Source organism: Kribbella yunnanensis, from assembly GCF_039529655.1.
GTDB classification, from domain to species: Bacteria; Actinomycetota; Actinomycetes; order Propionibacteriales; family Kribbellaceae; genus Kribbella; species Kribbella yunnanensis.
This window is the reverse complement of the sequence record NZ_BAAANF010000003.1, coordinates 273,131-295,429: the sequence shown is the minus strand read 5'-3', so window position 1 is coordinate 295,429 and position 22,299 is coordinate 273,131. Positions and strand designations below refer to the sequence as shown.

The window sequence follows — 22,299 nt, the reverse complement described above, 5'->3', positions numbered from 1 at the left end:
GCGGCGGATAGGGTCGTCCGCCAGTCCGCCGGTCCTTGCAATGTGTCTTGCACAAGAGATCTTGTCTAATCGCGAGGGCCGCGGGTCGAGGGATCAAAGGGCGAGGAGCTCGGCGGCGAGGGGTTCGGGGGACTGGTGGCGGGCGAGGGTGGCTAGGCGGTCGGTTTCGGGGCCTAGGGCGGCTCGGCATTGGGACCAGGCGGTGGCTTCGGCTTGCAGGCGGTCGGCGATGAAGACGGGGGCGCCGATCTCGGCGCGTTGGTGGTCGCTGACGGCGAGCAGCCGGACGGCGAACTCATAGGAACCCTCAGCGGCGGCCAGGATCGCGAGCAGTCCGAAACAGTCCAGTACGCCGGTCGAGTACCCGATCCCGCGAGCGATTCGGAGCGCCTCCAGAGCGCGAGATCGCGCTCTCTCGTGATCTCCGGCCTGGAAGTCCAGCAGACCGAGACTCCCGATCGCCAGCACCTTGCCCTGCTCGTCGTTCACCGCGGCCCAGACGTCGTACGCCTCGATGATGAAGGCCCGGGCCTCGACCGGATACCCCAGTTGCCGCAGCGCCATCCCGTTGCAGTTCAGCGCAGCCCCCAGTACGACGCCCATCCCGAGCTCGCGGGTGAGCACTTCGGCCTCGTGCCCGAACTGCAGTGCCGCGTACACGTCATCAAGCGCGAGACTCGTCAACGTCAGTCCCTGGGAAGCGATCGCCAGCCCACGGTTGTCACCGAGAGAACGGTAGATGGCAGCGCTCTCCAGCCCGGTCTCCAAGGCCTCGGCGAACCCACCCGCGAACCGCGTTTGCGCAGCCAATCCAGCCAACGCAGCAGCTCGCTCGACGGTCGGCTCGGTGAGTCCGGCCAGCGACGCGCGCAGCCACCCACGAGCCTGGCCCATCAGTCCGCGGAACACCCAGTGCCACGACAGCGGCGCGACGATCTCACCGACCCGCGCCGGATCGTTGCCCTCGGCAAGGCACCAGTCGATCGCAGCCACCAGGTTCGGCTCCTCGAGCCGCAGTACCCGGCCAGTCACCTGCTGCCGCAACGCGAGCCGCTGATGCAGCGCTGCCGCATGCCGGCTGAACTGCGCCAGCTCCACACACCACCGAACATGCCGATTCCGTACGGCGGTCTCCTCACCGGCCGCCCGGAGATGTTCGAGGCCGTACTCACGCACGGTCTCCAGCAAGCTGAACCGCTCGTCCGCATCCATCGTGACCAGGCTGCGGTCGACGAGAACCGCGAGCAGTTCGGCCACCTCGTCGGGCTCGATGCCGTCGCCCGCGAGCACCTGCTCGGCCGCATCCAACGCGCACCCGCCGGCGAAGACCGCCATCCGCCGCAGAACCGTTCGTACCGGTGGTTCCAGCAGTTCGTGGCTCCAGTCCAGCGCTGCGCGCAGACTCGAATGGCGAGATTCGGCAGGACGGAACCCGCGGATCGACAGCCGGAGCCGGCCTTCGATCCGGGCCGCGAGCTGTTCGACGGACAACGTCCGCGTCAGACCTGCGGCCAGTTCGATGCCGAGTGGGAGCCGGTCGACCGCGGCGCAGATCTGTTCCACCGCAGGGCTTGGCTCGGCGCCGCAGCGGTCGCAGAACAACTGCGCCGCATCCGCAGCAGCCAACGGCCCAACCCGTCGTACCTGCTCATCGGACAAGCCCAACGCGAGTTGCGAGGTGACCAGTATCGACAGGTCGACGGCTTTGAATCGCAACGCGTCGATCATCGGTACGACGGCGTCCGCGAGGTGCTCGGCGTTGTCGACAACGAGCAGCGCGCCCGCGAGCAGTTCGGCGGAGTGTCCTAGCGACTCGCCACCGCCGTCGGCTCCGACGGCACCAGCCAATGCGGCGATGAGGTTGTCGCCTTGGCGTAAGGGCGCAAGGTCGAGCCACGCTACTGAGCGGCCGTGCTCGGCAGCTTGGGCCGCGACTTCTCGGGCCAGTCTCGTCTTGCCAGCGCCCGGTCCGCCCAGCAAGGTGATCAGTGTCGGCCGGCGGAGTTCGCGCAGTAATGCGGTCAGTTCGCGATCGCGGCCGACGAAGTTTTTCGCTGCCGTAGGCAACGGAATTCGCGGAGCGGGTGGGCGATGACCGCGTAGGTCGTCTTCGAGCGCGACGGTCTCCGGGGTCGGGTCGATCCCGAGTTCATCGGCGAGCCGGGATCGCAGTCCGCGCAATCGATCGAGGGCCTCCGCCTGCCGACCGGCTCGGGTCAGCGCGAGCGCGGACAACCCGACCAGCCGTTCGTGCAGTGGATGGACGGCGATCATCCGCTCGAGCTCCGGTCCGACCGGCCGACCGAGCGCCAGCCCAGCCTCGGCCCATGCGAGCTGGAGATCCACGTGGAGCGTTTGCATCCGCCGCTGTTCCGCGTCGACGAACGGAATGTCCTCCAGACCGGCCAGCGGATCCCCACGCCACAGATCGATCGCGGCAGCGGCCGTGCCGAACACCCGGGCCTGATCTCCAGAACGCCGTACGGCGTCGATCGTAGAGAGCGCTTTCTCGGCGGCGCTCAGATCGGTGGGTTCGGCCAGCAGGCTGAACCCGGCTGGACTGCGACGCAACGCGGTCGAGTGTTCGCCGAGTGCGCCGCGGAGCCGCGAGGCCAGCACTCGCAGTCGGGCGGCTGGTCGGGCGGCGTCCTCATCGGCCCAGAGATCGCGGATCAAGATGTCGTCGGCAACCGCTTCACCACGGGCGAGCGCGAGCCGGACTGCCAAGGCCTGTGCGAGCGGCTGCCGTACCAGCAAGGTTTCGCGAGCTGCAGAGACGATCTCGGGCGGTCCAAGAACGCGGATCTCGAGACGCATCAGCCGGCCAGGATCTCGGCGGCGAGTGTCTCCGGTGATTGGCGACGCGCTAGCGCAGCCAGCCGATGGGCCTCGGCGCCGAGGGCGCGACGGCACTCCTCCCAGGCGGCGGCCAGCGCGCTGGCCTCATCGGCGACCTGGATAGGGCTGCTCAGCTCGTCGCGCTGATGCTGGACGACGGCGATCAGCCGGACTGCGTCTTCGTGGTTGCCCTCGGCGGCCTCGACTGTGGCGAGCAGGGCAAGACCGTCGAGGATCCCGAGCAGGCCGCCGATACCCCGCGCCATCCGGAGACAGAAGAGCGCGCGGCGTCGGCCCTCGGCGGTGTCACCGGCTTGAACAGCCAGTACGCCGAGATGGTTCGAAGCCAGCACGAGACCTTCGTCGTCGCGGACCGCGGCCCAGATGTCGTAGGCCCGCTCGAACAGGTCCTTGGCCTCGGCCGGGTAGCCGAGCATGCGCAATGCGAGGCCGGTGCAGTTGAGCGATGCGCCGAGCACGATCGGCAGATCTAAGGTCTTGGCCATCGTCCCGGCCTGGTGTGCGTAGTCGAGAGCGGCGTAGACGTCGTCGAGTCCGAGGCTGGTTAACGTCAGTACGTGGTACGTCCTGGCGAGACCGCGATCGTCGCCCAGTGCCCGGTAGATCTCCAGGCACTCCAGCCCGGCTTCAAGTGCTTCGTCGTACCGGCCGACGCTGCGGGCCTGGAATGCGAATCCTCGGAGAGCGCTCCCTCGTTCTGCCGTTCCCGGCGCCAACGCGGGGAGCGACGCACACAACCATTCGCTGGCCTGCGCCATCATCCCGCGGGACATCCAATGCCAGCCGAGTGGCGCGACGAACTCGCTGACCCGGCCGGGGTCGTTGCCCTCGCCCATGCACCAGTCGATGGCGGCGAGCATGTTGGGTTCTTCCAGGCGGACCAGGCGAGCAAGCTCCGGTTCGCCGAGAAGCAGCCGTTGATCCTGAGGTCCGTACGCTCCGCCGAACTTCGCGAGCTCCACACACCAGGCAGCGTGCCGATGTCGTAGAGCGCTCTCTTCCCCCGAGGAACGCAGTTGATCGAGTGCATACTCGCGAACCGTCTCCAGCAACCCGATCCGCTCCGGCCCGCTGGTGATCAGACTCCGGTCAGCCAACTCAGCCAGCAACCCATCAACCTGATCACCAGCAATCCCACCGGCCGCCCGCCCGTCGTCCGGTGCGTCGCCGCGCGCGCTTTGGGTCGGGGAGTTGTCGGTGAGAACGTAGGCGGCGGCTTCGGGGGTGCAGCCGGCGGCGAAGACGGCTAGGCGGCGGAGGGCTATGCGTTCTTGGGGGCCCAGGAGTTCGTGGCTCCAGTCGAGGGCTGAGCGCAGGCTTACGTGGCGGGGGCCGGCGTCGCGGAGGCCTCGGACTAGCAGGCGGAGGCGGTGGTCGATGCGTTTGGCGAGTTGGTCGACTGACAGGGTTCGGGTCAAGCCGGCCGCGAGTTCGATGCCGAGGGGGAGGCGGTCGACCGCCGCACAGATCCGCTCGACTGCGGCGCTTGGGTCTGCGCCGCTGCGGTCGCAGAAGAGCTGGGTTGCCTCTGCGGCGGTTAGTGCGGCGACTCGGTGGAGTTGTTCATCGGTCAGGCGGAGTGGGCGCTGCGAGGTGACCAGGATGGACAGGCCGGTCGACTTGAAGCGCAGTACGTCGATTACTGCGGCGACCTGGTCGACGAGGTGTTCGGCGTTGTCGACGACTAGTAGTGCGTCGGTGAGCAGTTCGGCGGAGTGGCCGATCGAGTGGTCGCCGCTGGTGGCTCCGGCGGCGCCGGCGAGAGCGCTCTCCAGGTCGTCTCCCGGCTGAGCGGGTGCCAGATCGAGCCAGGCGACGAGGCGGCCGTCGTCGGCCGTCCGGGCGGCGAGCTCGCGGGCCAGCCGGGTCTTTCCGGCGCCGGGGCCGCCGAGCAAGGTGATCAGGCCGGGCTCCTGGATCTGCTGCAGCAGCTCGGCCTGCTCCTGCCGGCGGCCGACGAAGGTTCTCGCGGCGGTCGGCAACGACGTCCGCAGCCTTGACGGTGCGGTCAGGCGAGTTCGCAGGTCGTCCTCGAGGGAGACCGTCTCGGGTGCTGGGTCGATGCCGAGCTCGTCGGCCAGCCGGACCCGGAGCGCGTGTAACCGGTCCAGCGCATCGGCTTGGCGGCCGGCCCGGAAGAGCGCTTGCGCGGAGAGCCCGACCAGGCGTTCGTGCAAGGGATGGACGCAGACCAGTCGCTCGAGCTCCGGCTCGACGAACTTGCCGAGAGCCAGGCCCGCCTCGGCCCAGGCCAGCTGTAGCTCCAGGCGCAAGGACTCCAGACGTTCCCGCTCGGAAGCAACGAACGGGACACCGTCCAGATCGGACAGCGGATCACCGCGCCAGCGGGCCAGTGCAGCGGCGGCGGTGTCGAACACGCTGGCCTGGTCGCCGCCGCGGCGGCTGAGATCGAGGCCAGAGAGCGCTTCCTCGGCTGCGTCCAGGTCAGCCGGTTCGGCCAGCAGGCGGAAGCCGGCCGAGGTCCGCTGCAGTGCCCCGGCGTGGTCGCCGAGTGCGCCACGCAGCCGGGAGGCCAGCACCCGCAGCCGGGCCAGCGGCCGGGCCGCATCGTCGTCATCACCCCAGAGATCGCGGATCAGGATGCCGTCGGCAACGGGTTTGCCGCGGGCGAGCCCGAGCCGGACCGCGAGCGCCCGGGTGAGCGGTTGCCGCAGCGGCACCGGTTCGCGGGCAGGGGTCAACAGCTCGGCCGGTCCGAGTACGTCGATCTGCAGTAACGGCGACCCCGTCGCTCTCACCCCCAGCGGAGAACGTTTGTGAGGGAATCCTAATTCGACCTGCCCTTTCGGGAAGAGGGGAGGTCCCTCGGTGCGGCGCTGGTGCACCTGCCTGTCCGGCGGCCGCGTCCCTAGCCTCGACAGCAAGGTCCGGTTGGAGAGCCGGCCGGTGATGAGGGGTGGTGCGGGCGGTGGCGCGTGGGAATCTGGCGAAGGCCTACCTGGAGATCCACGAGGCGATGCCGAACAAGGGTGCCGGCGCCACGCTGGGCGCGAGCAAGGGCACCATCGCGTTCCAGTTCAACCCGAACGAGCTCACCGTCAAGAAGGCCGCCAAGTGGAACAGCGAGCCGGCCCGCGGATCCAAGAAGGCCGCGCCGCCGGAGTTCCAGGGGCCGGAGCCCGGCAAGCTGACGGTGGAGATGTTCTTCGACGCCACCGACACCATGAACGACTCCGTGGTGAAAGCGGTGAAAGCGCTCTTCGAGTGCTGCGCCCCGACCGACAACAGCCTGGGCAAGAACAAGCCGGTACCGCCGCTGGTGGTCTTCCACTGGGGAGCGCTCGACTTCTTCCCGAGTTTCATCACCTCGGTCACCGCGAAGTACACGCTCTTCACCCCGGAGGGAACGCCGGTCCGGGCGACCTGCACGGTCGATCTGCAGGAGATGCCGGCGATCACGCCCAAGCAGAACCCGACCTCCGGCAGCCTGACCGCACGCCGTACCCATGTGTTGCTGGAAGGCGAGACGCTGGCCGCGGTCGCGTACGCCGAGTACGGCGACCCGGCGATGTGGCGGCCGTTGGCCGCGGCGAACGACATCGACGACCCGCACCGGGTCGCGCCCGGCAGCACGCTGCTGCTGCCGTCGCCGGACGAACTGCTGGCGGGCTGAGATGGCCAACGCCAACATCTCCAGCACCCTCGGGATCAGCGTCGCCGGGGGAGCGCTCCCCGACGATCTCATGTCGCTCGTGGCCGGCGTCTGGGTGGACGACAATCTGCACCTGCCGGACATGTTCACGCTGCGCTTCCGCGATCCGGACCGCCTGGTGCTGGCCAAGTCGCACATCGCGATCGGTGTCGAGATCAAGCTGTCCGTGCACGCACACCAGGAGAGCGCTCCCCGCGATCTTCTGGTCGCCGAGGTGACCGCGCTCGAGATCGAGGTGGACAGTACCGGCACGTTCACGGTGGTGCGCGGGTACGACGCGGCGCACCGGATGCTGCGCGGAACCCGGAGCATGACGTACCAGCAGTCGACGATCAGCGACATCGTTCGGAAGGTTGCTCAGCGCAACAATATCAAGGCCGCGACGATCGACTCGACCAGTACTGTGCACGACCTGGTCAGTCAGGCGAACCAGACCGACTGGGACTTCCTCCGCATGCTCGCCGACAATGTCGGCTACCACCTGGCGGTCGAGAACAAGACGCTCGCCTTCACCAAGCCGGTCGATGCCTCGACCGCCCCGAGTGGTTCGGACGGAACCCAGCCTCAGGCCCTGGAGCTCGGGTCCGACCTGCTGCGGTTGCGGACGGCCGTGACCGCGGCCGGCCAAGTGCCCTCGGTCGAGGTCCGGGGCTGGGACGACGCCAGTCAGAGAGCGGTTTCTGCGACCGCGCCCGTGCAAACGAAGACCGCTGAGATCGGCGCGAAGCCTGCGGAGCTGGCTAAGTCGTTCGGCGCGCAGCCTTGGGTGGTCACGCACGTTCCGCATCGCACCCAGGCGACAGCGGAGGCCGCTGCCAAGGCGCTTGCCGAGCGGGTGGCCGGGACGTTTGCCGAGCTGGAAGGCGTCTGCCGGGGCAACCCGAACCTGCATGCCGGATCGGCTGTTGCCCTCAGCAACCTTGGTGCGCCGTTCGACGGCAAGTACACGCTCTCTCGGGTCCGGCACGTGTTCGACAACGACAGTGGCTACACCACGCTGATCTCGGTCACCGGGCAGCAGGATCGCTCGATGCTCGGTCTGAGCGGCGGCTCCGGGTCCGAGCGGCACGGCATCGTCACCGGCGTCGTCACCGACATCAAGGACCCCGACAAGCTCGGTCGCGTCAAGGTTCGGCTGCCGTGGATGCACGACGACTTCGCCACCACCTGGTCGCGGGTCATCCAAGCCGGTGCCGGCAGCAACCGCGGTGCGATGGTCATCCCGGAGGTCAACGACGAGGTGCTGGTCGCGTTCGACCACGGCGCCATCGACGCGCCGTACGTGCTGGGTGGTCTCTACAGCGCCAAGAACCTCCCGTACGCCGCTCAGTCGGAGAGCGTGGACTCGGGCGCGGGCCAGGTGAGCCGGCGCGCGATGGTCAGCCGCACGGGGCATTCGCTGGAACTGCTCGAGGCGGCGGCGCAGAACGGCATCTGGCTGCAGACCGGTGACGGCAAGCTGAAGGTCTCGATGGACGCCGGGAACGGACCAGTGATCACCGTGCACAGCGACGGCAAGGTCGTGGTGGAGGCCAAGGACAGCGTCGACATCACGGCCCAGAACGGCAGCGTCAAGATCACCGGCGGAGACAAGATCGCGCTCTCCGCGCGGTCTGGGATCACGCTCGACGGCGGGACCGGCGATGTGAACGTCAAGGGCGTCAAGGTCGCTCTGCAGGGGACCGCGGAGGCGTCGCTGTCGGCGGCGAAGGTCGGGGTCAAGGGCCAGGCCGCGACCGAGATCACCGGCGGCGCGGCACTCACCCTGCAGGCCGCACTCGTGAAGATCAACTAGGGAGCCGGGTATGCCAGGACCAGCCGCCCGGGTGGGCGACCCGACCGGACACGGCGGCGCGCTCGGACCACCGGGAGTGCCGACGGTACTGATCGGCGGGATGCCGGCCGCGACGGTCGGGACCCCGCACATCTGCGCGATCCCACTGCATCCGCCGTCGGCCGTCGTACCGCCGGGATCGATGACCGTGCTGATCGGCGGCCTGCCCGCCGCCCGGCTGGGGGACATGACCGCCTGCGGCGCACCCATCGCGATGGGCGCGCCCACTGTGATGATCGGAGGATGAGGTGAGCTCGGAGTTCGTCGGCGCCGGCTGGGCCTTCCCGTTGCGTACGGACGCGACCGGCCGGGTCGCGCTGGTCCGGGCCGACCGGGAGATCGAGGAGAGCATCCGGCTCATCCTCGGGACCGCACCCGGTGAGCGGCCGATGCGGCCGGAGTTCGGCTGCGGGATCCAGGACCACATCTTCGCGCCCGCGAACGCGACCACGGCCGGCAAGATCGTCGCCGACGTCCGGATCGCGCTGGACCGCTGGGAGCCGCGGATCGACCTGCTCGACGTCCAGGTGCACTTCGATCAGGTCGACGAGGGAGCGCTCTATATCGATCTGCACTACACGATCCGCGGCAGCAACAACCCGCGGAACCTGGTCTTCCCCTTCTACCTGATCCCCGAGCACATCGAGATCGACGCCGGAGCCAACTCATGACCTTGACTGCGCCGAATCTCGACGACCGCCGGTTCCAGCAGCTGGTGGATGATGCCAAGCGGATGATCCAGCAGCGCTGTCCGGAGTGGACCGACCACAACGTGTCCGATCCCGGCGTCACGCTGGTCGAGGCGTTCGCCACGATGGTCGATCAGTTGATGTATCGGCTGAACCGGGTGCCGGAGCGCAACTACCTGCGCTTCCTGGACCTGATCGGGGTGAAGCTGTTCGCGCCGGTCGCGGCTCGTGCCGACGTCACCTTCTGGCTGTCTGCGGCCCAGCCCGAGACGATCACTGTCCGGGCCGGTACCGAGGTTGCGACGCTGCGCACCGAGCACGACGAGGCGATCGGGTTCAGTACGGTCGACGACCTGCCGATCGTGACCACCGCGCTGCAGACCGTTGCTACCGGCAACGTTGGTGGCGGGGCGATGGACCGGACCGTCGAGCTGCAGGACGGTGTCGGGTTCGACTGTTTCCCCGAGCCGCCGACGCCGGGGAGCGCTCTCTACATCGGTCTCACCGAGGCAGCGCCGTCCTGCGCGGTCCTGCTCCGGATGGACTGCGAGGTCGAAGGAATCGGCGTCGACCCACTGGACCCGCCGCTGCGCTGGGAAGCCTGGAACGGCGAGGACTGGGTCCCGTGCGAGGTCGACCGCGACGGTACCGGCGGTCTCAACCGGGCCGGCGACATCGTGCTGCACATCCCGCGCGACCACGTTCCGTCCGTGATCGCGCAGCAGCGGGCCGGCTGGCTGCGTTGCGTTCTGACCGAGCCGGACGTCGATCAGCCGTTCTACAGCGAGTCCCCGAAGCTGCGTTCGGTCGAGGCCTCGACGATCGGCGGTACGGCGACCGCGGAGCACGCCGAGGCCGTCCTGTTCGAGGAGATCGGGCGTAGCGATGGCAGTGCCGGTCAGCGGTTCGTTCTCGAGCGTCGCCCGATAGCGCTCTCTGCGGATCCCGAGATCTTGCGCGTCGGAACCGACGACGGCTGGCAGGAATGGACGCTGGTCGACAGCTTCGCCGCGTCGACCGCCGAGGACCACCACTTCGCCCTCGACCGACAGACCGGACAACTGCTGTTCGGCCCGGCGGTACGGCAGCCCGACGGCGCACTCACGTCGTACGGCGCGGTGCCGCCGAAGGGCGCCGTACTGCGGATCGACCGGTATCGGATCGGCGGCGGCAGCGCGGGAAACGTCGCAGCACACGCTCTCCGCGTTCTGAAGAGTTCTCTCCCGTTCGTGTCCGAGGTCGACAACCGGCGCCCCGCGATCGGTGGCGTCGACGGTGAGCAGGTGTCCGACGCGATGCAGCGGGGACCGCTCTCTCTGCGTACGGCGTCGCGCGCGGTCACGGCCGAGGACTACGAACTGCTCGCCCGCGAGGCGACTCCCGAACTCGGCCGTGTGCACTGTGTTCCGGGGGACGAGAGTGAGCCGAATGTCGTTCGCCTGCTGGTGATTCCGCGTCTCTCTGGTGACCCGGAGGCCCAGACCGACTTCGGTGCGCTGCGACCCTCCGACGAGGTGTTGCAGCGGCTCGCCGAACACCTGGAACCGCGCCGGATGCTCGGCGCCCGCCTGCTGATCGAACCGCCGTACTACCGGGCGGTGACGGTCGTCGCCCGGCTCACGGCAGCAGCGGACGCGTCGTCGGAGCGAGTACGCCCGGCAGCGCTCTCTGCGGTCTACCGCCTGCTGCACCCGCAGGTCGGCGGTCCGCGCGAAGACGGCTGGCCACTCGGCCGCGCCGTACAGACCGGTGACATCCACGCTGCCCTGCAGCGCGTGCGCGGTGTCGAGTCGGTGGAGGACGTGCGGCTGTACCTGGCGGACCCGGTCCTCGGGACGCGCAGTGAGACGCCGGTCGAGCGGATCGACCTGGCCCGGACGGAGCTGGTGTTCTCGTTCGAGCACCAGATCCAGGTGCGGAGGTAGTACCGATGCGCGGCCTGGTCGACGGTCTGCACAACCCCCATCCCTTGCTGGCGATCCTGCCCGGCCTGTACGCCGAGGACGACCTCGCGGCGCGGCTGACCGGGGTCTTCGACGATGCGCTGGCGCCGGTGGTGTCCACACTGGACAACTTCCCGGCGTACCTGGATCCCGCACTGGCTCCAGAGGACTTCGTGGAGCTCCTCGGGTCCTGGGTAGCGGCGTTCACCGACCCACGTATCCCGGCTGACCGGCAGCGGTTGCTGGTCGCGGCCGCGGTAGAGCTGCACCGCTCCCGCGGCGCGGCCGCCGCGCTGCGCGAGACGCTGCGGCTGGCCTGCGGGGTGGAGGCCGAGGTGACGGAGTCCGGCGGTACGGCGTGGTCCGCGCGAGCGCAGTCGGCCCCACCGGGCTCGGATCGGCCGCGACTCGTCGTACGGGTGCCGCAAGAAGCAGAAGGCGCGGTCGTGCACCGCGTGGTCGAAGCGCTACGGCCGGCGAATCTGCCGGCCCGGATCGAGGTCATGGAGGTCGGCAATGATCTTGTGCAGTGATTGTGGAGAGCAGAACGAGGACGGGACTGTCTTCTGTGCGCGCTGCGGTGTCTTCCTGGAGTGGGAGGGCGAGAAGGTCGAGAAGCCGGGTGCTGTGCCGACGCAGGTCGTCGTACAGCCCCAAGAGACTCCGGCTGTCGCACAGCCCGCGGCGGAGGCACCAGTAGTGGCGCAACCCGCGGCGGCAGCAGTGGCGCAGCAGACCGCGCCGCTCACGACGGTGCCGGCTCAGGAGATCACTGGATCCCAGAGGCCGGTCCCGGTGCCCGCACCGGAGCAAGTGGCCAGGCAACCGGAAGTGCAGCAACCTGCGCGTCAGCCGGGCTCGCGGCAACCGCAGACGGTCAAGCGGAAGATGCCGCGGCGGTCCAAGTCGCCGGTGATCATTCCGACCGGCTCCCGGATCTGTGGCGGCTGTGGGATGCCGAACGAGGGCACCCGGCGGTTCTGCGCCAAGTGCGGGTTCAGCCTGGTCGATGCGAAGGTGATCAAGAAGACCGCTTGGTGGCGGCGCTTCCTCGGCCGCGAACGCATCTATGCCGCGGGCACCCGGTTCCGGCCGAGCAACGCGCGGCGCCGGTTCCGCGGTGCGACGCGAATTGGCGTCGTACTGGCGCTCCTGGCGGGTGGCGGCATCCTCGCGTTTCCCCAGCGCCCGCTGGTGATGCGTGCAGTGCATGCGGTGCAGGACATGGTGACTGATCCGCAGCCGGTGCATCTGACGAAGATCAAGGGCAGTGGAGCGGTGGGCAAGCAGGTGCCGGCGCTCGCGTTCGACGGCGCGAAGAACACGTACTGGGGAGCCCCGCGGGTCGGCAAGAACGCAGTGGTCGGGCCGTACCTGACCGGCACGTTCCAGCAGCCGGTTCGGCTCACACAGTTCGGGATCTACGCGGGGGTGTCGGACCAGACGCCGAAGTTCGTCGCAGGGCCGCGGCCGGCCGAGCTGGAGATCACGGTGTTCACTGGCGACAAGCCGGTGATCAAGCGGTTCCGGCTCGCGGACAGCTCGAAGTACCAGAAGTTCAAGCTGAAGGTCGACGATGCGCGCGGTGTGCAGATCGCTGTCGTCCGGAGCACCAATCCGAGCCGTGCGACGCTGACTGCGATCGCTGAGATCGAGCTCTTCGGTAAGCCCTGACAGGCGGTCGGCTAGCGTCAGGGCGTGCTGCTGCCTGACTTGTCGGTGCCTGGGGCGGATCTGCCTGTCCGGGCGGTTCTGCCTGCCACGGTTGAGGCGGTGCGCTCGCACGGTACGGCGGTGCTGGTCGCGCCGCCCGGATCGGGGAAGACATCGCTGTTGCCGCTGGCGCTGGCCGACGCGCTTGGGGGGACCGTCATCGTCGCCGAGCCGCGGCGGATGGCCACTCGGGCCGCTGCGGCTCGGCTGGCGACGCTGGTCGGGGAGCCGCTTGGTCAGCGGATCGGTTACGCGATGCGGGGTGAACGCAGCGGCGGTAGTGGAGTCCGGGTTGAGGTGGTGACGACAGGGCTTCTGGTACGGCGTTTGCAGCAGAACCCGGAGTTGCCGGGCGTGGCCGCGATTGTGATCGACGAGTGTCACGAGCGGCACCTGGATGCGGATCTGCTGCTCGCGTTCTGCCTTGATATTCGGGCGAATCTTCGCGAGGACCTGGCGATCGTGGCGACGTCGGCGACGGCGGACACGGTGAGGTTGAGTCGTGCGTTGGGTTCGGCGCCGGTGGTCACTGCGTCGGCTGCGCTGTTCGACGTAGGGGTCGAGTGGGCGCCGCCGCCGGTCGCAGTGCCGCTGCTTCCGGGTGGGCGGGTTGATCCGCGGCTGCTGGATCACGTTGCGGCCGTCGTACGGCGTGCGCTGGCGGAGAACGAGGGGGATGTCCTCGTGTTCGTGCCGGGGGAGGGCGAGATCAACGGGGTGACTCGGCGGCTGGCCGGCGAGAATGTGCTGCCGTTGTTCGGTCGGCAGTCCAGGGCGGAACAGGAGCGGGCGTTGGCGCCGGGCGCTGCTCGGCGGATCGTGGTCACGACGTCGGTGGCGGAGAGTTCGCTGACTGTGCCTGGGGTGCGGGTGGTGGTCGACTCGGGTCTTGCCCGGGAGCCGCGGACTGATCAGCCGCGTGGTCTTGGGGCGTTGGTGACTTGCCGGGTTTCGCGATCGTCGGCTGAGCAGCGTGCGGGTCGCGCGGGGCGTGAGGCGCCGGGGCGGGTGTATCGGTGCTGGTCTGCTACCGATCACACACACCTCGACGATCATCCGGCGCCGGAGATCGCGATCGCCGATCTGGCTGCTTTCGCTCTGGACCTCGCGGCGTGGGGTGCGCCTGCTGGTGCTGGTCTGACGCTGCTCGAGGCGCCGCCGGCGGTGGCGATGAACGCGGCCACTGACTTGTTGCGTCGTCTGGATGCCGTTGACGACGACGGGCGGATCACTGAGCGCGGACGGCGGATGGCGGCGGTCGGGGCACATCCGCGGTTGGCGCGCGCGTTGCTCGACGGTGCGCCGCGGGTTGGTGCTGACCGGGCTCGCGAGATCGTCGCGATGCTGTCGGACGACTCGGGCCGCGACTTCGGCGAAGACCTACCTGCCCGCTGGCGATCCCTCCGCCGAGGCGACGACCGCGGCGCGACGGCCCGCTGGCGAGAAGAAACCAAACGCCTCAGCCGAGGCACATCGAGCGCCGAGCCGGTGGGTGGGGGGAGTGAGGGCTCGGTGGCTGGAGGGGGCGGCGTGCCTGACGATCTTGAGGTGGGGGTGGTGGTGGGGCTGGCTTATCCGGATCGGATTGGGCGGGTTCGGGGGGCCGAGTCGGCGTCGTACCAGATGGCGGGTGGGACGGGGGCTGTGTTGGATGAGCAGTCGGCGTTAAGGACGAGCGGCTGGTTGGCGATTGCGGTTGCTGATCGGGCGCCTGGGCGGGCTGATGCCAGGATCCGGTCGGCGGCGCCGATTGATGAGCAGACTGCGCGTGATGTTGCCGGTGATCTCGTGTCGACGACTGACCAGGTTCGGTGGGAGGGCGGGCGGGTTGTGGCGCGGCGGGTTGAGGCGCTGGGGGCGATTGTGCTGAGCGATGTGCCCTTGGCGAAGCCTGATCCGGTGCTGGTGCAGGCGGCGGTTCGTGAGGGTATTCGGCGCAGTGGGCTGTCGGTATTGCGTTGGTCGGAGGCTGCGGTCGCTTTGCGGGAGCGGCTGGCGTTCTGTCATGCGCACCTGGGCAGTCCGTGGCCGGCGGTTGACGACGAAGCGCTGTTGGGCAATCTCGACGAGTGGCTGGGTACTGAGCGGGATCTCGCTCGCATCGACGTGGCGTCGGCACTCCGGCGACTGCTGCCGTGGCCGGCGGCAACCAGGTTCGATGAGCTCGCACCGGAGAAGCTGCAGGTGCCCTCGGGGTCCGAGGTGCGGCTCGTGTACGACGGTGTGGAGCCGCCGGTGCTCGCAGTGAAGCTGCAGGAGGTGTTCGGCTGGACTGCGACTCCAGCTGTCGCAGATGGTCGTGTGCCGGTCGTACTGCACCTCCTGTCGCCCGCACGGCGTCCGGTCGCGATCACTAGCGACCTTGCGTCGTTCTGGAAGCAGGGCTATCCGCAGGTGCGGGCTGACCTGCGGGCGCGCTACCCGCGCCACCCGTGGCCGGAGGACCCGCTGGCCGCCGTACCGACCAAGCGAGTGAAGCCACGCAAGTAGAAGCCCGGCCCTCGACGAGGAGGACCGGGCTTCTGGTGGGGAGTGGGGTCAGCTGGTGGCGGCGGGCTTCGCCGGCGGTACGGCGACCAGGTTGCCGCCGACCATGATCGCGTTCTCGCAGATGGTGGCGCCCGGCGCCGGTGCGTCGCACTTCAGGTGGACGACGACCTTGTCGCCGGGCTGCAGGATCGCCAGCGGCGCGATGTAGCGGTAGTCCTGGATGTTGCGGAAGTACTGCGGAGCGACGCCGCCCAGCGACTCCTTGTTCTTGCGCAGGTCGAGGTAGCCGGTGCTGCCCTGGGACTCGAAGTTCACGTCGGTGATCCGCAGGATCTTGCCCTTTGGGACGATGTACGTCGCCTGATCGGACCCGCCCGCTTTCGCACTCAGCGGCCAGCGCTGGGCGAACGGCGTACCGACGGCTGCGGCGGCCTGGGCGGCCAGCTGCTTGTCGCGCTCGGTCTGGGCCTTGTTCTGGTTGTTCTGGCCGTTCTGGGTGTTATTGGACTGCTGCTGCGCGACCTGGGCCTTCTCCTCGGCCTTGACCGCCACTTCCTTCGCCACGGCAGTCTCCTTCTTCACCGCCGCCAGCGGCTTCTCGATCGCGTTCTGCGCGACGGACTCCACCGACGGCCGCAGTACGGCGAACCACAGGCCGGTCAGCAACGCAGCCGCGGCGAGTGCGCCGACGATCGCCTTGCCGGTCCACGACGGCAGGATCGGGTCCTGGACCATCATGCCTTCGACCTTGGTGATGGTCGCGCCGGGTCGATTGCCCCGCGCCACCTGCGTGACGACGATGCTGAACTGCCGCGTCTTCGGCGTACCGCGCCAGATCCGGTCCAGCGGCCGCGCCTTCACCTTGGCGAACGCGGCAGCACCGGGCTGCACCTCGATCGTGCTGGGGGAGAAGCGGATGTCCATCACGGCGTCCGGGTCCTTGCCGGTCAGTTCCACCGTCACCGGCTGGTTGCCGCGGTTGTCGATCGACACCGTGTGCCGGCCGACGCGCGAGCCGTGCGACGTCCGCGGTGTGAGCTCCGCAGACAGGTCGCTGAACGGTTCCACATGAACCATGGCCTCCGGCACCGCAGTGTCGGCCGGGTGCTCCTTCGGCTCGACCAGTACGCCGAACGGCACGTCACCGGCCTGTACGACGGCCTCCTGGGGGACCGTGATCGTCACCGTGGCGCTGCCCTCGGCGTCCGGGTACAGCGACAGCACGGCGGGTTCGATCACCGCATACGCGGCCAGATCGCCGACCGGCGTCAGCGTGTAGGCCTCGACCACAGAGCCGCGGTTGGCCACCGTGACCCGGCACTGAGCCGCCACACCTGGCACCACGACGAGTTCCGCAACATCCAACCGCGCTGAAGTAGACACCCATCAAGCATCGAGTCAGACGCGCCCCAGCGCAGCGAGCCGCAGTGCAGCCAATCGGGCAGCCCGAATAGCCCTAGTAGCCCACTGTGAACCGGCGACCACGGTGATCCGCCAGCTCTGCCTCGTCGACGAGTGCGATGGCGAAGTCCTCCAGCGAGATGGACGAGGTGCCGTCCGCAGCGACCACCAGCTCGTCGGTACCCAGTCGATAGTTGCCGGTCCGGGCGCCTGGTTCAAGGAGGTCCGGGGGACTGACGTAGGTCCAGTCCACGTCAGCGGAGGCCCGGACCAGGTCGAACTGCTCAAGGCAGGCGTCCGCAATCGGACGGTACGCCGCAGGGAAGTCCGGCTGCTCGACCAGCGTCCGACCGGTGCCAGGGACCGTCAGACTGGCTGCACCGCCCACCACGATGAGACGGGGGCCGCCGGATCGCAGTCCGTCCAGGAGGCCCTTGGTGGCGTGAGCCAGCTCGCCTTCGTGGCCGGCTCGGGGCCTGGTCGCGCTGATGACCACGTCGTGGCCCTGTGCCAGCTCTGCCACGGCGGTGGCGTCAGAGGCGTCGCCCTGCCGCGTGTGAACGGTGGATGGGAACGTGCCGGGTGTCGTGCGGCTCACAGCGGTGACCTGATGTCCGCGGTCAGCGGCTTCGTGGGTGACGCGGGTGCCGACTGCGCCCGTGGCGCCGAAGACGAGGATGCGCATGGTCAGCACCTTCCAGAAGTCGCTAGGAGCACCGGAGTGCTGGGCTGAACTGGGCGCTCGCGCTTGCGGAGCTGGGCGGTGGTCAGAGCGACCAGGACGATCAGACCGCCGACTAGCTGGGCGGTGGAGAGGCGCTGGTCCAGTACTAGCCAGCCGAGCAGGGTGGCGACCACTGGGCTGAGTAGGCCGAGGAAGGTCGCGTCGGTCGGGCCCAGGGCGCGCAGTCCACGGAACCAGAGGGCGTAGGCCAGTGCTGAGCCGATGATGGTCAGGTAGGCGTAGCCGCCGACGTTCGCGAGGGTCAGATGGGCCGGGGGTGCGCCTTCGACCAGGTAGGCGACCGGGAGCAGGACCAGGCCGCCGGCCACGAGCTGCCAGCCAGTGGTGGCTAGCAGAGGAGCGGGAGACGTCCAGCGCTTGCTCAGTACGACGCCGAACGCCATCACGACCGCACCACCGAGTGCCGCGAGCACGCCCCAGGTGTCGAGCCTCGCATCCGCCCGCAGCACCAGCAGGCTCACTCCGAAGACTCCGGCGATCGCAGCCAGCACCTTCCGCGTCGAGAGCCGCTCTTTGAGCAGACCGGTCGACAGCATCATCACCACGAGCGGCTGGATCGCACCGACCGTGGCGGCGACGCCGCCGGGGAGCCGGTAGGCGCCGACAAACAGCAGGGCGAAGAAGGCGCCGATGTTCAGCGTGCCCAGCACGAGGGAGCGCCACCACCAGTTGCCGCGGGGCAGCGTCCGGGTGATCGCGATCAGCAGCAGGCCGGCCGGCAGCGCGCGGATGACGGCGGCGAGCAGCGGGCGGTTCTGCGGAAGCAGTTCCGTCGTGACCAGGTACGTCGTACCCCACAGGATCGGCGTGATCGCTGTGACGAGAAGGAGAGCCAGTCGATTGTTTAGCACTAAGATAAAGTAGCTCAGCGCTAAGATAGATTCAATAGCTCAGCGCTAAGCAATCTGGACTACTCTGGAGCCATGCCCGATCACGTCGACCTGATCCTCGAGCAGTGGGGTGAGCAGCGCCCGGACCTGGACGCCTCACCGATGGCCGTGGTTGGCCGGCTCAAGCGACTGGCCCAGGTGGCCGACACCGAGCTCCGGCGGAACTTCGCCCGGCACGACTTGGACTCGGCATCGTTCGACGTGCTGGCGACACTGCGCCGGAGCAACTCCGAGCACCGCCTCACGCCGGCCGGTCTGATGCGGTCGTCGATGGTTACCTCTGGGGCGATCACCCAGCGGCTGGACCGCCTGGAGGCGCGCGGTCTGGTCACCCGCACGCCCAGTGAGACCGACGGGCGCGGCGTGCAGGTGACACTCACCGCCGAGGGACTCCGGCTGATCGACGATGTCCTGCCGGGGCATCTGCAGACCGAAGAGACTCTGCTCGCCGCACTCTCCAAAGCCGAGCGCGAGCAGTTGGCGGACACTCTGCGGACGCTGCTCGAAGCGCTCGGCGACAGAACGGACTGACCATGACTGCGCGCAGGGACACCCCAGGACGGGCTGTCTCGCTGCGCGCGCGGCTCACTCGGCACCTGATCGCCGAGGGCGCCATCCGGGACGAGCGGGTGGCCGACGCCTTCCGGGCAGTCCCACGACACCTGTTCGTCCCGCGCGTGCCACTCCGGATCGCGTACGCCGACGACGTGGTGCTGATGAAACGCGACGCCGAAGGCATGGTCATCAGCTCGGTGTCGCAGCCAAGCATCATCGCGGTCATGCTCGAGCAGGCCGCGATCCGGCCGGGGGACCACGTTCTGGAGATAGGTTCTGGCGGCTACAACGCCGCACTGCTGCGTGAGCTGACCGGACCGGCCGGACAGGTGACCACAGTCGACATCGACCCGGATGTGGTCGGGCGGGCTCGCGAAGGACTACTACGAGCCGGGTACGACGATGTCCACGTCATCCAGGCGGACGGCGAATTTGGTGCACCCGGCAACGCGCCGTACGACCGGATTGTCGTGACAGCGACCGCCTGGGACATCCCGCCGGCATGGGTCGACCAACTGCGGCCGGGCGGGCGCATCGTCGTGCCGCTGCAGTTGGGAAGGCAGACACGAGCCATCGCGTTCGAGGAGGTCGGTGGACATCTGGAGAGCTCGTCTGCCGTGATGTGCGGGTTCGTGAACATGCAGGGCGTCGGTGCGCACCCGGAGGACGACGTACCGGAGTTGGCTGTGTGGCAGGGCGCTGCGTTGTCGGTGCAGGCGCATCGGGTCGGTGCCGAGGTGCCGCCGGGATTCCACCTGGTCCGGCGGCATCACATCTTTACGGTGCGCCGGTTGGCCGGGGCGGGTTCCTGACGGTCTGCCAGAGCTCGTCGATGTCGCTGCGGTCCTCCGGCTCCGGAGTGTCCACCCAGCCGCTGGCCCAGGTGTCCTCCTCCGGGTCCAGGTTGAAGATCGACTCCGCGAACGCCGCCGAACCGACGTACCGCGACTCTTCTTCCGCCGCCGGTGCGGCAGCGGCCTCGGTGGCGGTGCCTGGTGAGACCAGGCTGCGCGCGTACTGCTGGGCTTCGAGCAGACCGAGGTCCCGCTCGTCCGACAGCAGCCGGACCGCGCCCACCTCGTTGCCGGCCTGCATCAGCTCGCGCACCCGGGCGTCCAGGTTCGGCTTCGGCGTCGGCCCGCGCTGCTGGTACGACGGCTGCTGGTACGCCGGTTGCCACGTCGCCGGCGGCTGATAAGTCGGCTGGTACGGCCCCGGCTGGTAGGGCTGGGGCTGGTACTGCTGAGGCTGGCCGGGGGACGACCACTCACCAGGACGGGCAGGCTGCCGCCCGGCCTGCATCAGCGCCTGCAGCGCGGCCGCGACCTGCTGGCTGCCCTGCACCTGTCCGGGGATCTGCCCCGGCGGCGGGCTCTGCACATGTCCGGGCTGGCCCTGCGGCTGGGTGAACTGGCCCTGGAACTGGATCGGCTGGTTCCCGCCCTGCTGGGCCTGGATGCGCTCGATCAGCTTCTGCACGCGCGGGCTCGGAGCGCCGTCCGGCCCCCGCTGCTTCTTGGCGGCGCTCACGATCGCGACGACGATCATGATCACGACGAAGATCGCGAATTCCACGCCCGGCCTCCCGGTGGTCAAGGTCCCGGACCTCAGCGTAAGCGCTGCGAGTGGCGCAAGTCGGAAGATACGGTCCGCGACCGCTACAATCCGGTGTTACCGCTGATCGATTTCGAAGGGTATACCCGCGTGGCTTCGACGAACGACCTCAAGAACGGCATGGTGCTCAACCTGGATGGGCAGCTGTGGTCTGTCGTCTGGTTCCAGCACCACAAGCCCGGTAAGGGCGGTGCGGTCATGCGCACCAAGCTCAAGAACGTGCTGAGCGGCAAGGTCGTCGACAAGACCTTCAACGCCGACGTCAAGGTCGAGGTGGCCAACGTCGACAAGCGCGACATGACGTACCTGTACAACGACGGCGGCTCCTACGTCTTCATGGACAGCTCCACCTACGAGCAGGTGCACATCACCCCCGAGGTCGTCGGCGACGCCTCGCACTTCCTGCTGGAGAACCAGGACGCCATCGTGGCCGTCCACGAGGACCTCCCGCTGTACGTCGAGCTCCCGGCCTCGGTCGAGCTGACCGTCGAGTACACCGAGCCCGGCCTGCAGGGCGACCGCTCGACCGGTGGCACCAAGCCGGCCAAGCTCGAGACCGGGTACACGATCAACGTGCCGCTGTTCCTGACCACCGGCGAGAAGGTCAAGGTGGACACCCGGACGGGCGACTACCTCGGCCGCGTCACGTCCTGATCCGCGGCGATGTCGGCCCGGAGCAAGGCCCGGAAACGGGCACTGGACGTCCTGTTCGAGTCCGAGGTCAGGGGGCTGCCGGTCGGCGGCACCCTGCCTGACCGGATCGAGGACAACGACCCGCCGGTGAACGAGTTCACCGTCGCACTGGTCGAGGGCGTCGCGAAGAACATCGGTGCGATCGACGACCTGCTGTCGGCGCACTCGGTGGGCTGGACGCTGGACCGGATGCCGGCCGTGGACCGCAACATCCTGCGGATCGGCGCCTACGAGCTGCTGTACGACGACCAGGTGCCGGACGTGGTCGCGGTGAGCGAGGCGGTGGCGCTGGCCCGGGATCTGTCGACCGACGAGTCCCCGGCCTTCGTGAACGGGCTGCTGGCCCGGCTGCTGCAGCTCAAGCCGACGCTGGGCATCTGAGCTCAGCCAAGAATGTGAAGGGATGAGGGGGGCGAGCCCTCTGACACTCCTTCTTCGGTGGCCCGGTGACCGTCTCGGTACGGTCCCGGGCCGGCGCTTGCGTCCCCGTTCTGATGGCGCGGGGGGAACGGCCCCGGCCTCGGTCGGCAGGTGAGGTGGAGATCCTGCCGATTGATGGTGCTGGTACTGCGGTGTTTCGGGGTTACTGCGGTTGAGCGGAGCGGGCGGCCGCGGGCAAGCTGCTACGAGCCCCGACCGACACTACGCCGCTCAGGCGCCGGCAGCCTCGGCTGCGTCTTCGACGTCACCCTTCGCCTCGGGGTTCAGAACTCCCCAGGAGATGAAGCGCTCGGTCAGAGTCGTCGGCGACTCGTCGTAGATGACCGCCAGGGTGCGCATGTCGTCCTGACGGATCGACAGCACCTTGCCGTTGTAGTCGCCCCGCTGCGCCTGGATGGTGGCTGCGTAACGGGTCAGCGGACCCGCCTCGCCGGCGTCCAGGTGGTGCAGGGCCTCCAGGTCGAGGATCAACCGGGGCGGAGCCGCCGCGGCAGCTGCCGCCTTGGCCGAACCCGGGAGCAGTTCGCCGACCGGGACGCCGTAGAAATCGGCGAGCTCGGCAAGCTTCTGGACGGTGACAGCACGGTCGCCCCGCTCGTACGAGCCGACCACTACCGCCTTCCAGCGACCCTTGGACTTCTCTTCCACGCCATGCAGCGACAGCCCTTGCTGCTGGCGGATGGCGCGTAGCTTGCCACCCAGTGTCTTCGCGTATTCGCTCGGCACTCTGGTTCTTCCCTCCGACTAGTTTCTTATGGT

The 22,299-nt window shown here is 68.8% G+C and carries 19 protein-coding genes; 12 read left to right on the top strand and 7 right to left on the bottom strand.

The genetic code is table 11. From position 1 onward, the window contains the following. Positions 1-93: 93 nt before the first annotated feature. A complete protein-coding gene (locus ABD231_RS06080; RefSeq protein WP_344146292.1) occupies positions 94-2,817 on the bottom strand; it encodes an ATP-binding protein in 2,724 nt (907 codons plus the stop codon). Next, positions 2,817-5,618: an ATP-binding protein gene (locus ABD231_RS06075; protein ID WP_344146289.1), complete on the bottom strand. Its 2,802-nt coding sequence runs from the start codon at positions 5,616-5,618 to the stop codon at positions 2,817-2,819. The genes ABD231_RS06080 and ABD231_RS06075 overlap by 1 nt, the downstream gene beginning before the upstream one ends. Before the next feature lie 170 nt (positions 5,619-5,788). On the opposite strand from ABD231_RS06075, the gene ABD231_RS06070 reads away from it, so the two are divergent. From ABD231_RS06070 to hrpB, 8 genes are read left to right on the top strand one after another with little or no spacing between them, the layout of a single operon-like run. After that, positions 5,789-6,493 (top strand): CIS tube protein, encoded by a 705-nt coding sequence (locus tag ABD231_RS06070; RefSeq protein ID WP_344146286.1) that lies wholly within the window; start codon positions 5,789-5,791, stop codon positions 6,491-6,493. A 1-nt stretch (position 6,494) separates the two neighbouring features. Next, positions 6,495-8,327: a VgrG-related protein gene (locus ABD231_RS06065; RefSeq protein ID WP_344146283.1), complete on the top strand. Its 1,833-nt coding sequence runs from the start codon at positions 6,495-6,497 to the stop codon at positions 8,325-8,327. Between the two features lie 10 nt (positions 8,328-8,337). Continuing rightward, positions 8,338-8,613, top strand: a complete 276-nt coding sequence (locus tag ABD231_RS06060; RefSeq protein WP_132401897.1) for a PAAR domain-containing protein — start codon at positions 8,338-8,340, stop codon at positions 8,611-8,613. 1 nt (position 8,614) lies between these two features. Then, a complete protein-coding gene (locus tag ABD231_RS06055) occupies positions 8,615-9,037 on the top strand; it encodes a GPW/gp25 family protein (RefSeq protein WP_344146276.1) in 423 nt (140 codons plus the stop codon). After that, entirely contained in the window at positions 9,034-10,980 is a 1,947-nt protein-coding gene (locus ABD231_RS06050) for a putative baseplate assembly protein (RefSeq protein ID WP_344146273.1), read from the top strand. Before ABD231_RS06055 ends, ABD231_RS06050 begins: the two co-directional genes overlap by 4 nt. Positions 10,981-10,985: 5 nt before the next feature. After that, entirely contained in the window at positions 10,986-11,531 is a 546-nt protein-coding gene (locus ABD231_RS06045; protein ID WP_344146270.1) for a phage tail protein, read from the top strand. After that, complete coding sequence (locus ABD231_RS06040; RefSeq protein WP_344146267.1) at positions 11,515-12,672, top strand: zinc ribbon domain-containing protein; 1,158 nt, start codon at positions 11,515-11,517, stop codon at positions 12,670-12,672. The genes ABD231_RS06045 and ABD231_RS06040 overlap by 17 nt, the downstream gene beginning before the upstream one ends. Before the next feature lie 24 nt (positions 12,673-12,696). After that, positions 12,697-15,201, top strand: coding sequence for an ATP-dependent helicase HrpB (gene hrpB, locus ABD231_RS06035; protein ID WP_344146264.1), 2,505 nt, complete (start codon positions 12,697-12,699; stop codon positions 15,199-15,201). Positions 15,202-15,249: 48 nt separating this feature from the next. Here the strand turns inward: hrpB and ABD231_RS06030 are convergent, their stop codons facing one another. The 3 genes from ABD231_RS06030 to ABD231_RS06020 all read right to left on the bottom strand — a co-directional run bounded on the left by ABD231_RS06030 (position 15,250) and on the right by ABD231_RS06020 (position 18,198). Beyond that, the gene (locus ABD231_RS06030) at positions 15,250-16,584 is read right to left on the bottom strand and encodes a COG1470 family protein (protein WP_344146261.1); all 1,335 of its coding nucleotides are present in this window, start codon (positions 16,582-16,584) and stop codon (positions 15,250-15,252) included. A 73-nt stretch (positions 16,585-16,657) separates the two neighbouring features. Then, complete coding sequence (locus tag ABD231_RS06025) at positions 16,658-17,287, bottom strand: NAD(P)-dependent oxidoreductase (RefSeq protein ID WP_344146258.1); 630 nt, start codon at positions 17,285-17,287, stop codon at positions 16,658-16,660. Between the two features lie 2 nt (positions 17,288-17,289). Next, positions 17,290-18,198, bottom strand: a complete 909-nt coding sequence (locus ABD231_RS06020; protein ID WP_344146255.1) for an EamA family transporter — start codon at positions 18,196-18,198, stop codon at positions 17,290-17,292. Between the two features lie 72 nt (positions 18,199-18,270). On the opposite strand from ABD231_RS06020, the gene ABD231_RS06015 reads away from it, so the two are divergent. Continuing rightward, positions 18,271-18,768: a MarR family winged helix-turn-helix transcriptional regulator gene (locus tag ABD231_RS06015; protein ID WP_344146252.1), complete on the top strand. Its 498-nt coding sequence runs from the start codon at positions 18,271-18,273 to the stop codon at positions 18,766-18,768. 2 nt (positions 18,769-18,770) lie between these two features. Further along, positions 18,771-19,604, top strand: a complete 834-nt coding sequence (fxlM, locus tag ABD231_RS06010) for a methyltransferase, FxLD system (protein WP_344146249.1) — start codon at positions 18,771-18,773, stop codon at positions 19,602-19,604. Here fxlM and ABD231_RS06005 read toward each other — a convergent pair. Beyond that, positions 19,570-20,367 carry a hypothetical protein gene (locus tag ABD231_RS06005; RefSeq protein ID WP_344146246.1) on the bottom strand — a complete coding sequence of 266 codons (798 nt, stop codon included), beginning with the start codon at positions 20,365-20,367 and terminating at the stop codon, positions 19,570-19,572. The genes fxlM and ABD231_RS06005 overlap by 35 nt on opposite strands. 129 nt (positions 20,368-20,496) lie before the next feature. Here ABD231_RS06005 and efp point away from each other — a divergent pair, with 129 nt between their 5' ends. Both efp and nusB read left to right on the top strand, forming a co-directional pair. Then, positions 20,497-21,060: an elongation factor P gene (efp, locus tag ABD231_RS06000; protein WP_344146243.1), complete on the top strand. Its 564-nt coding sequence runs from the start codon at positions 20,497-20,499 to the stop codon at positions 21,058-21,060. 9 nt (positions 21,061-21,069) lie between these two features. After that, positions 21,070-21,480: a transcription antitermination factor NusB gene (nusB, locus tag ABD231_RS05995; protein ID WP_344146240.1), complete on the top strand. Its 411-nt coding sequence runs from the start codon at positions 21,070-21,072 to the stop codon at positions 21,478-21,480. A 270-nt stretch (positions 21,481-21,750) separates the two neighbouring features. Here nusB and bldD read toward each other — a convergent pair whose 3' ends face one another. Then, positions 21,751-22,266 carry a transcriptional regulator BldD gene (bldD, locus tag ABD231_RS05990; protein ID WP_132412303.1) on the bottom strand — a complete coding sequence of 172 codons (516 nt, stop codon included), beginning with the start codon at positions 22,264-22,266 and terminating at the stop codon, positions 21,751-21,753. Between the last annotated feature and the right edge of the window lie 33 nt (positions 22,267-22,299).

Coding starts and splice junctions, on each gene's coding strand:
- ABD231_RS06080 (WP_344146292.1), bottom strand. CDS start 2,817: ATGCGTCTCGAGATCCGCGTTCTTGGACCGCCCGAGATCGTCTCTGCA.
- ABD231_RS06065 (WP_344146283.1), top strand. CDS start 6,495: ATGGCCAACGCCAACATCTCCAGCACCCTCGGGATCAGCGTCGCCGGG.
- ABD231_RS06060 (WP_132401897.1), top strand. CDS start 8,338: ATGCCAGGACCAGCCGCCCGGGTGGGCGACCCGACCGGACACGGCGGC.
- ABD231_RS06050 (WP_344146273.1), top strand. CDS start 9,034: ATGACCTTGACTGCGCCGAATCTCGACGACCGCCGGTTCCAGCAGCTG.
- ABD231_RS06045 (WP_344146270.1), top strand. CDS start 10,986: ATGCGCGGCCTGGTCGACGGTCTGCACAACCCCCATCCCTTGCTGGCG.
- ABD231_RS06040 (WP_344146267.1), top strand. CDS start 11,515: ATGATCTTGTGCAGTGATTGTGGAGAGCAGAACGAGGACGGGACTGTC.
- ABD231_RS06025 (WP_344146258.1), bottom strand. CDS start 17,287: ATGCGCATCCTCGTCTTCGGCGCCACGGGCGCAGTCGGCACCCGCGTC.
- ABD231_RS06015 (WP_344146252.1), top strand. CDS start 18,271: ATGCCCGATCACGTCGACCTGATCCTCGAGCAGTGGGGTGAGCAGCGC.
- fxlM (WP_344146249.1), top strand. CDS start 18,771: ATGACTGCGCGCAGGGACACCCCAGGACGGGCTGTCTCGCTGCGCGCG.
- nusB (WP_344146240.1), top strand. CDS start 21,070: ATGTCGGCCCGGAGCAAGGCCCGGAAACGGGCACTGGACGTCCTGTTC.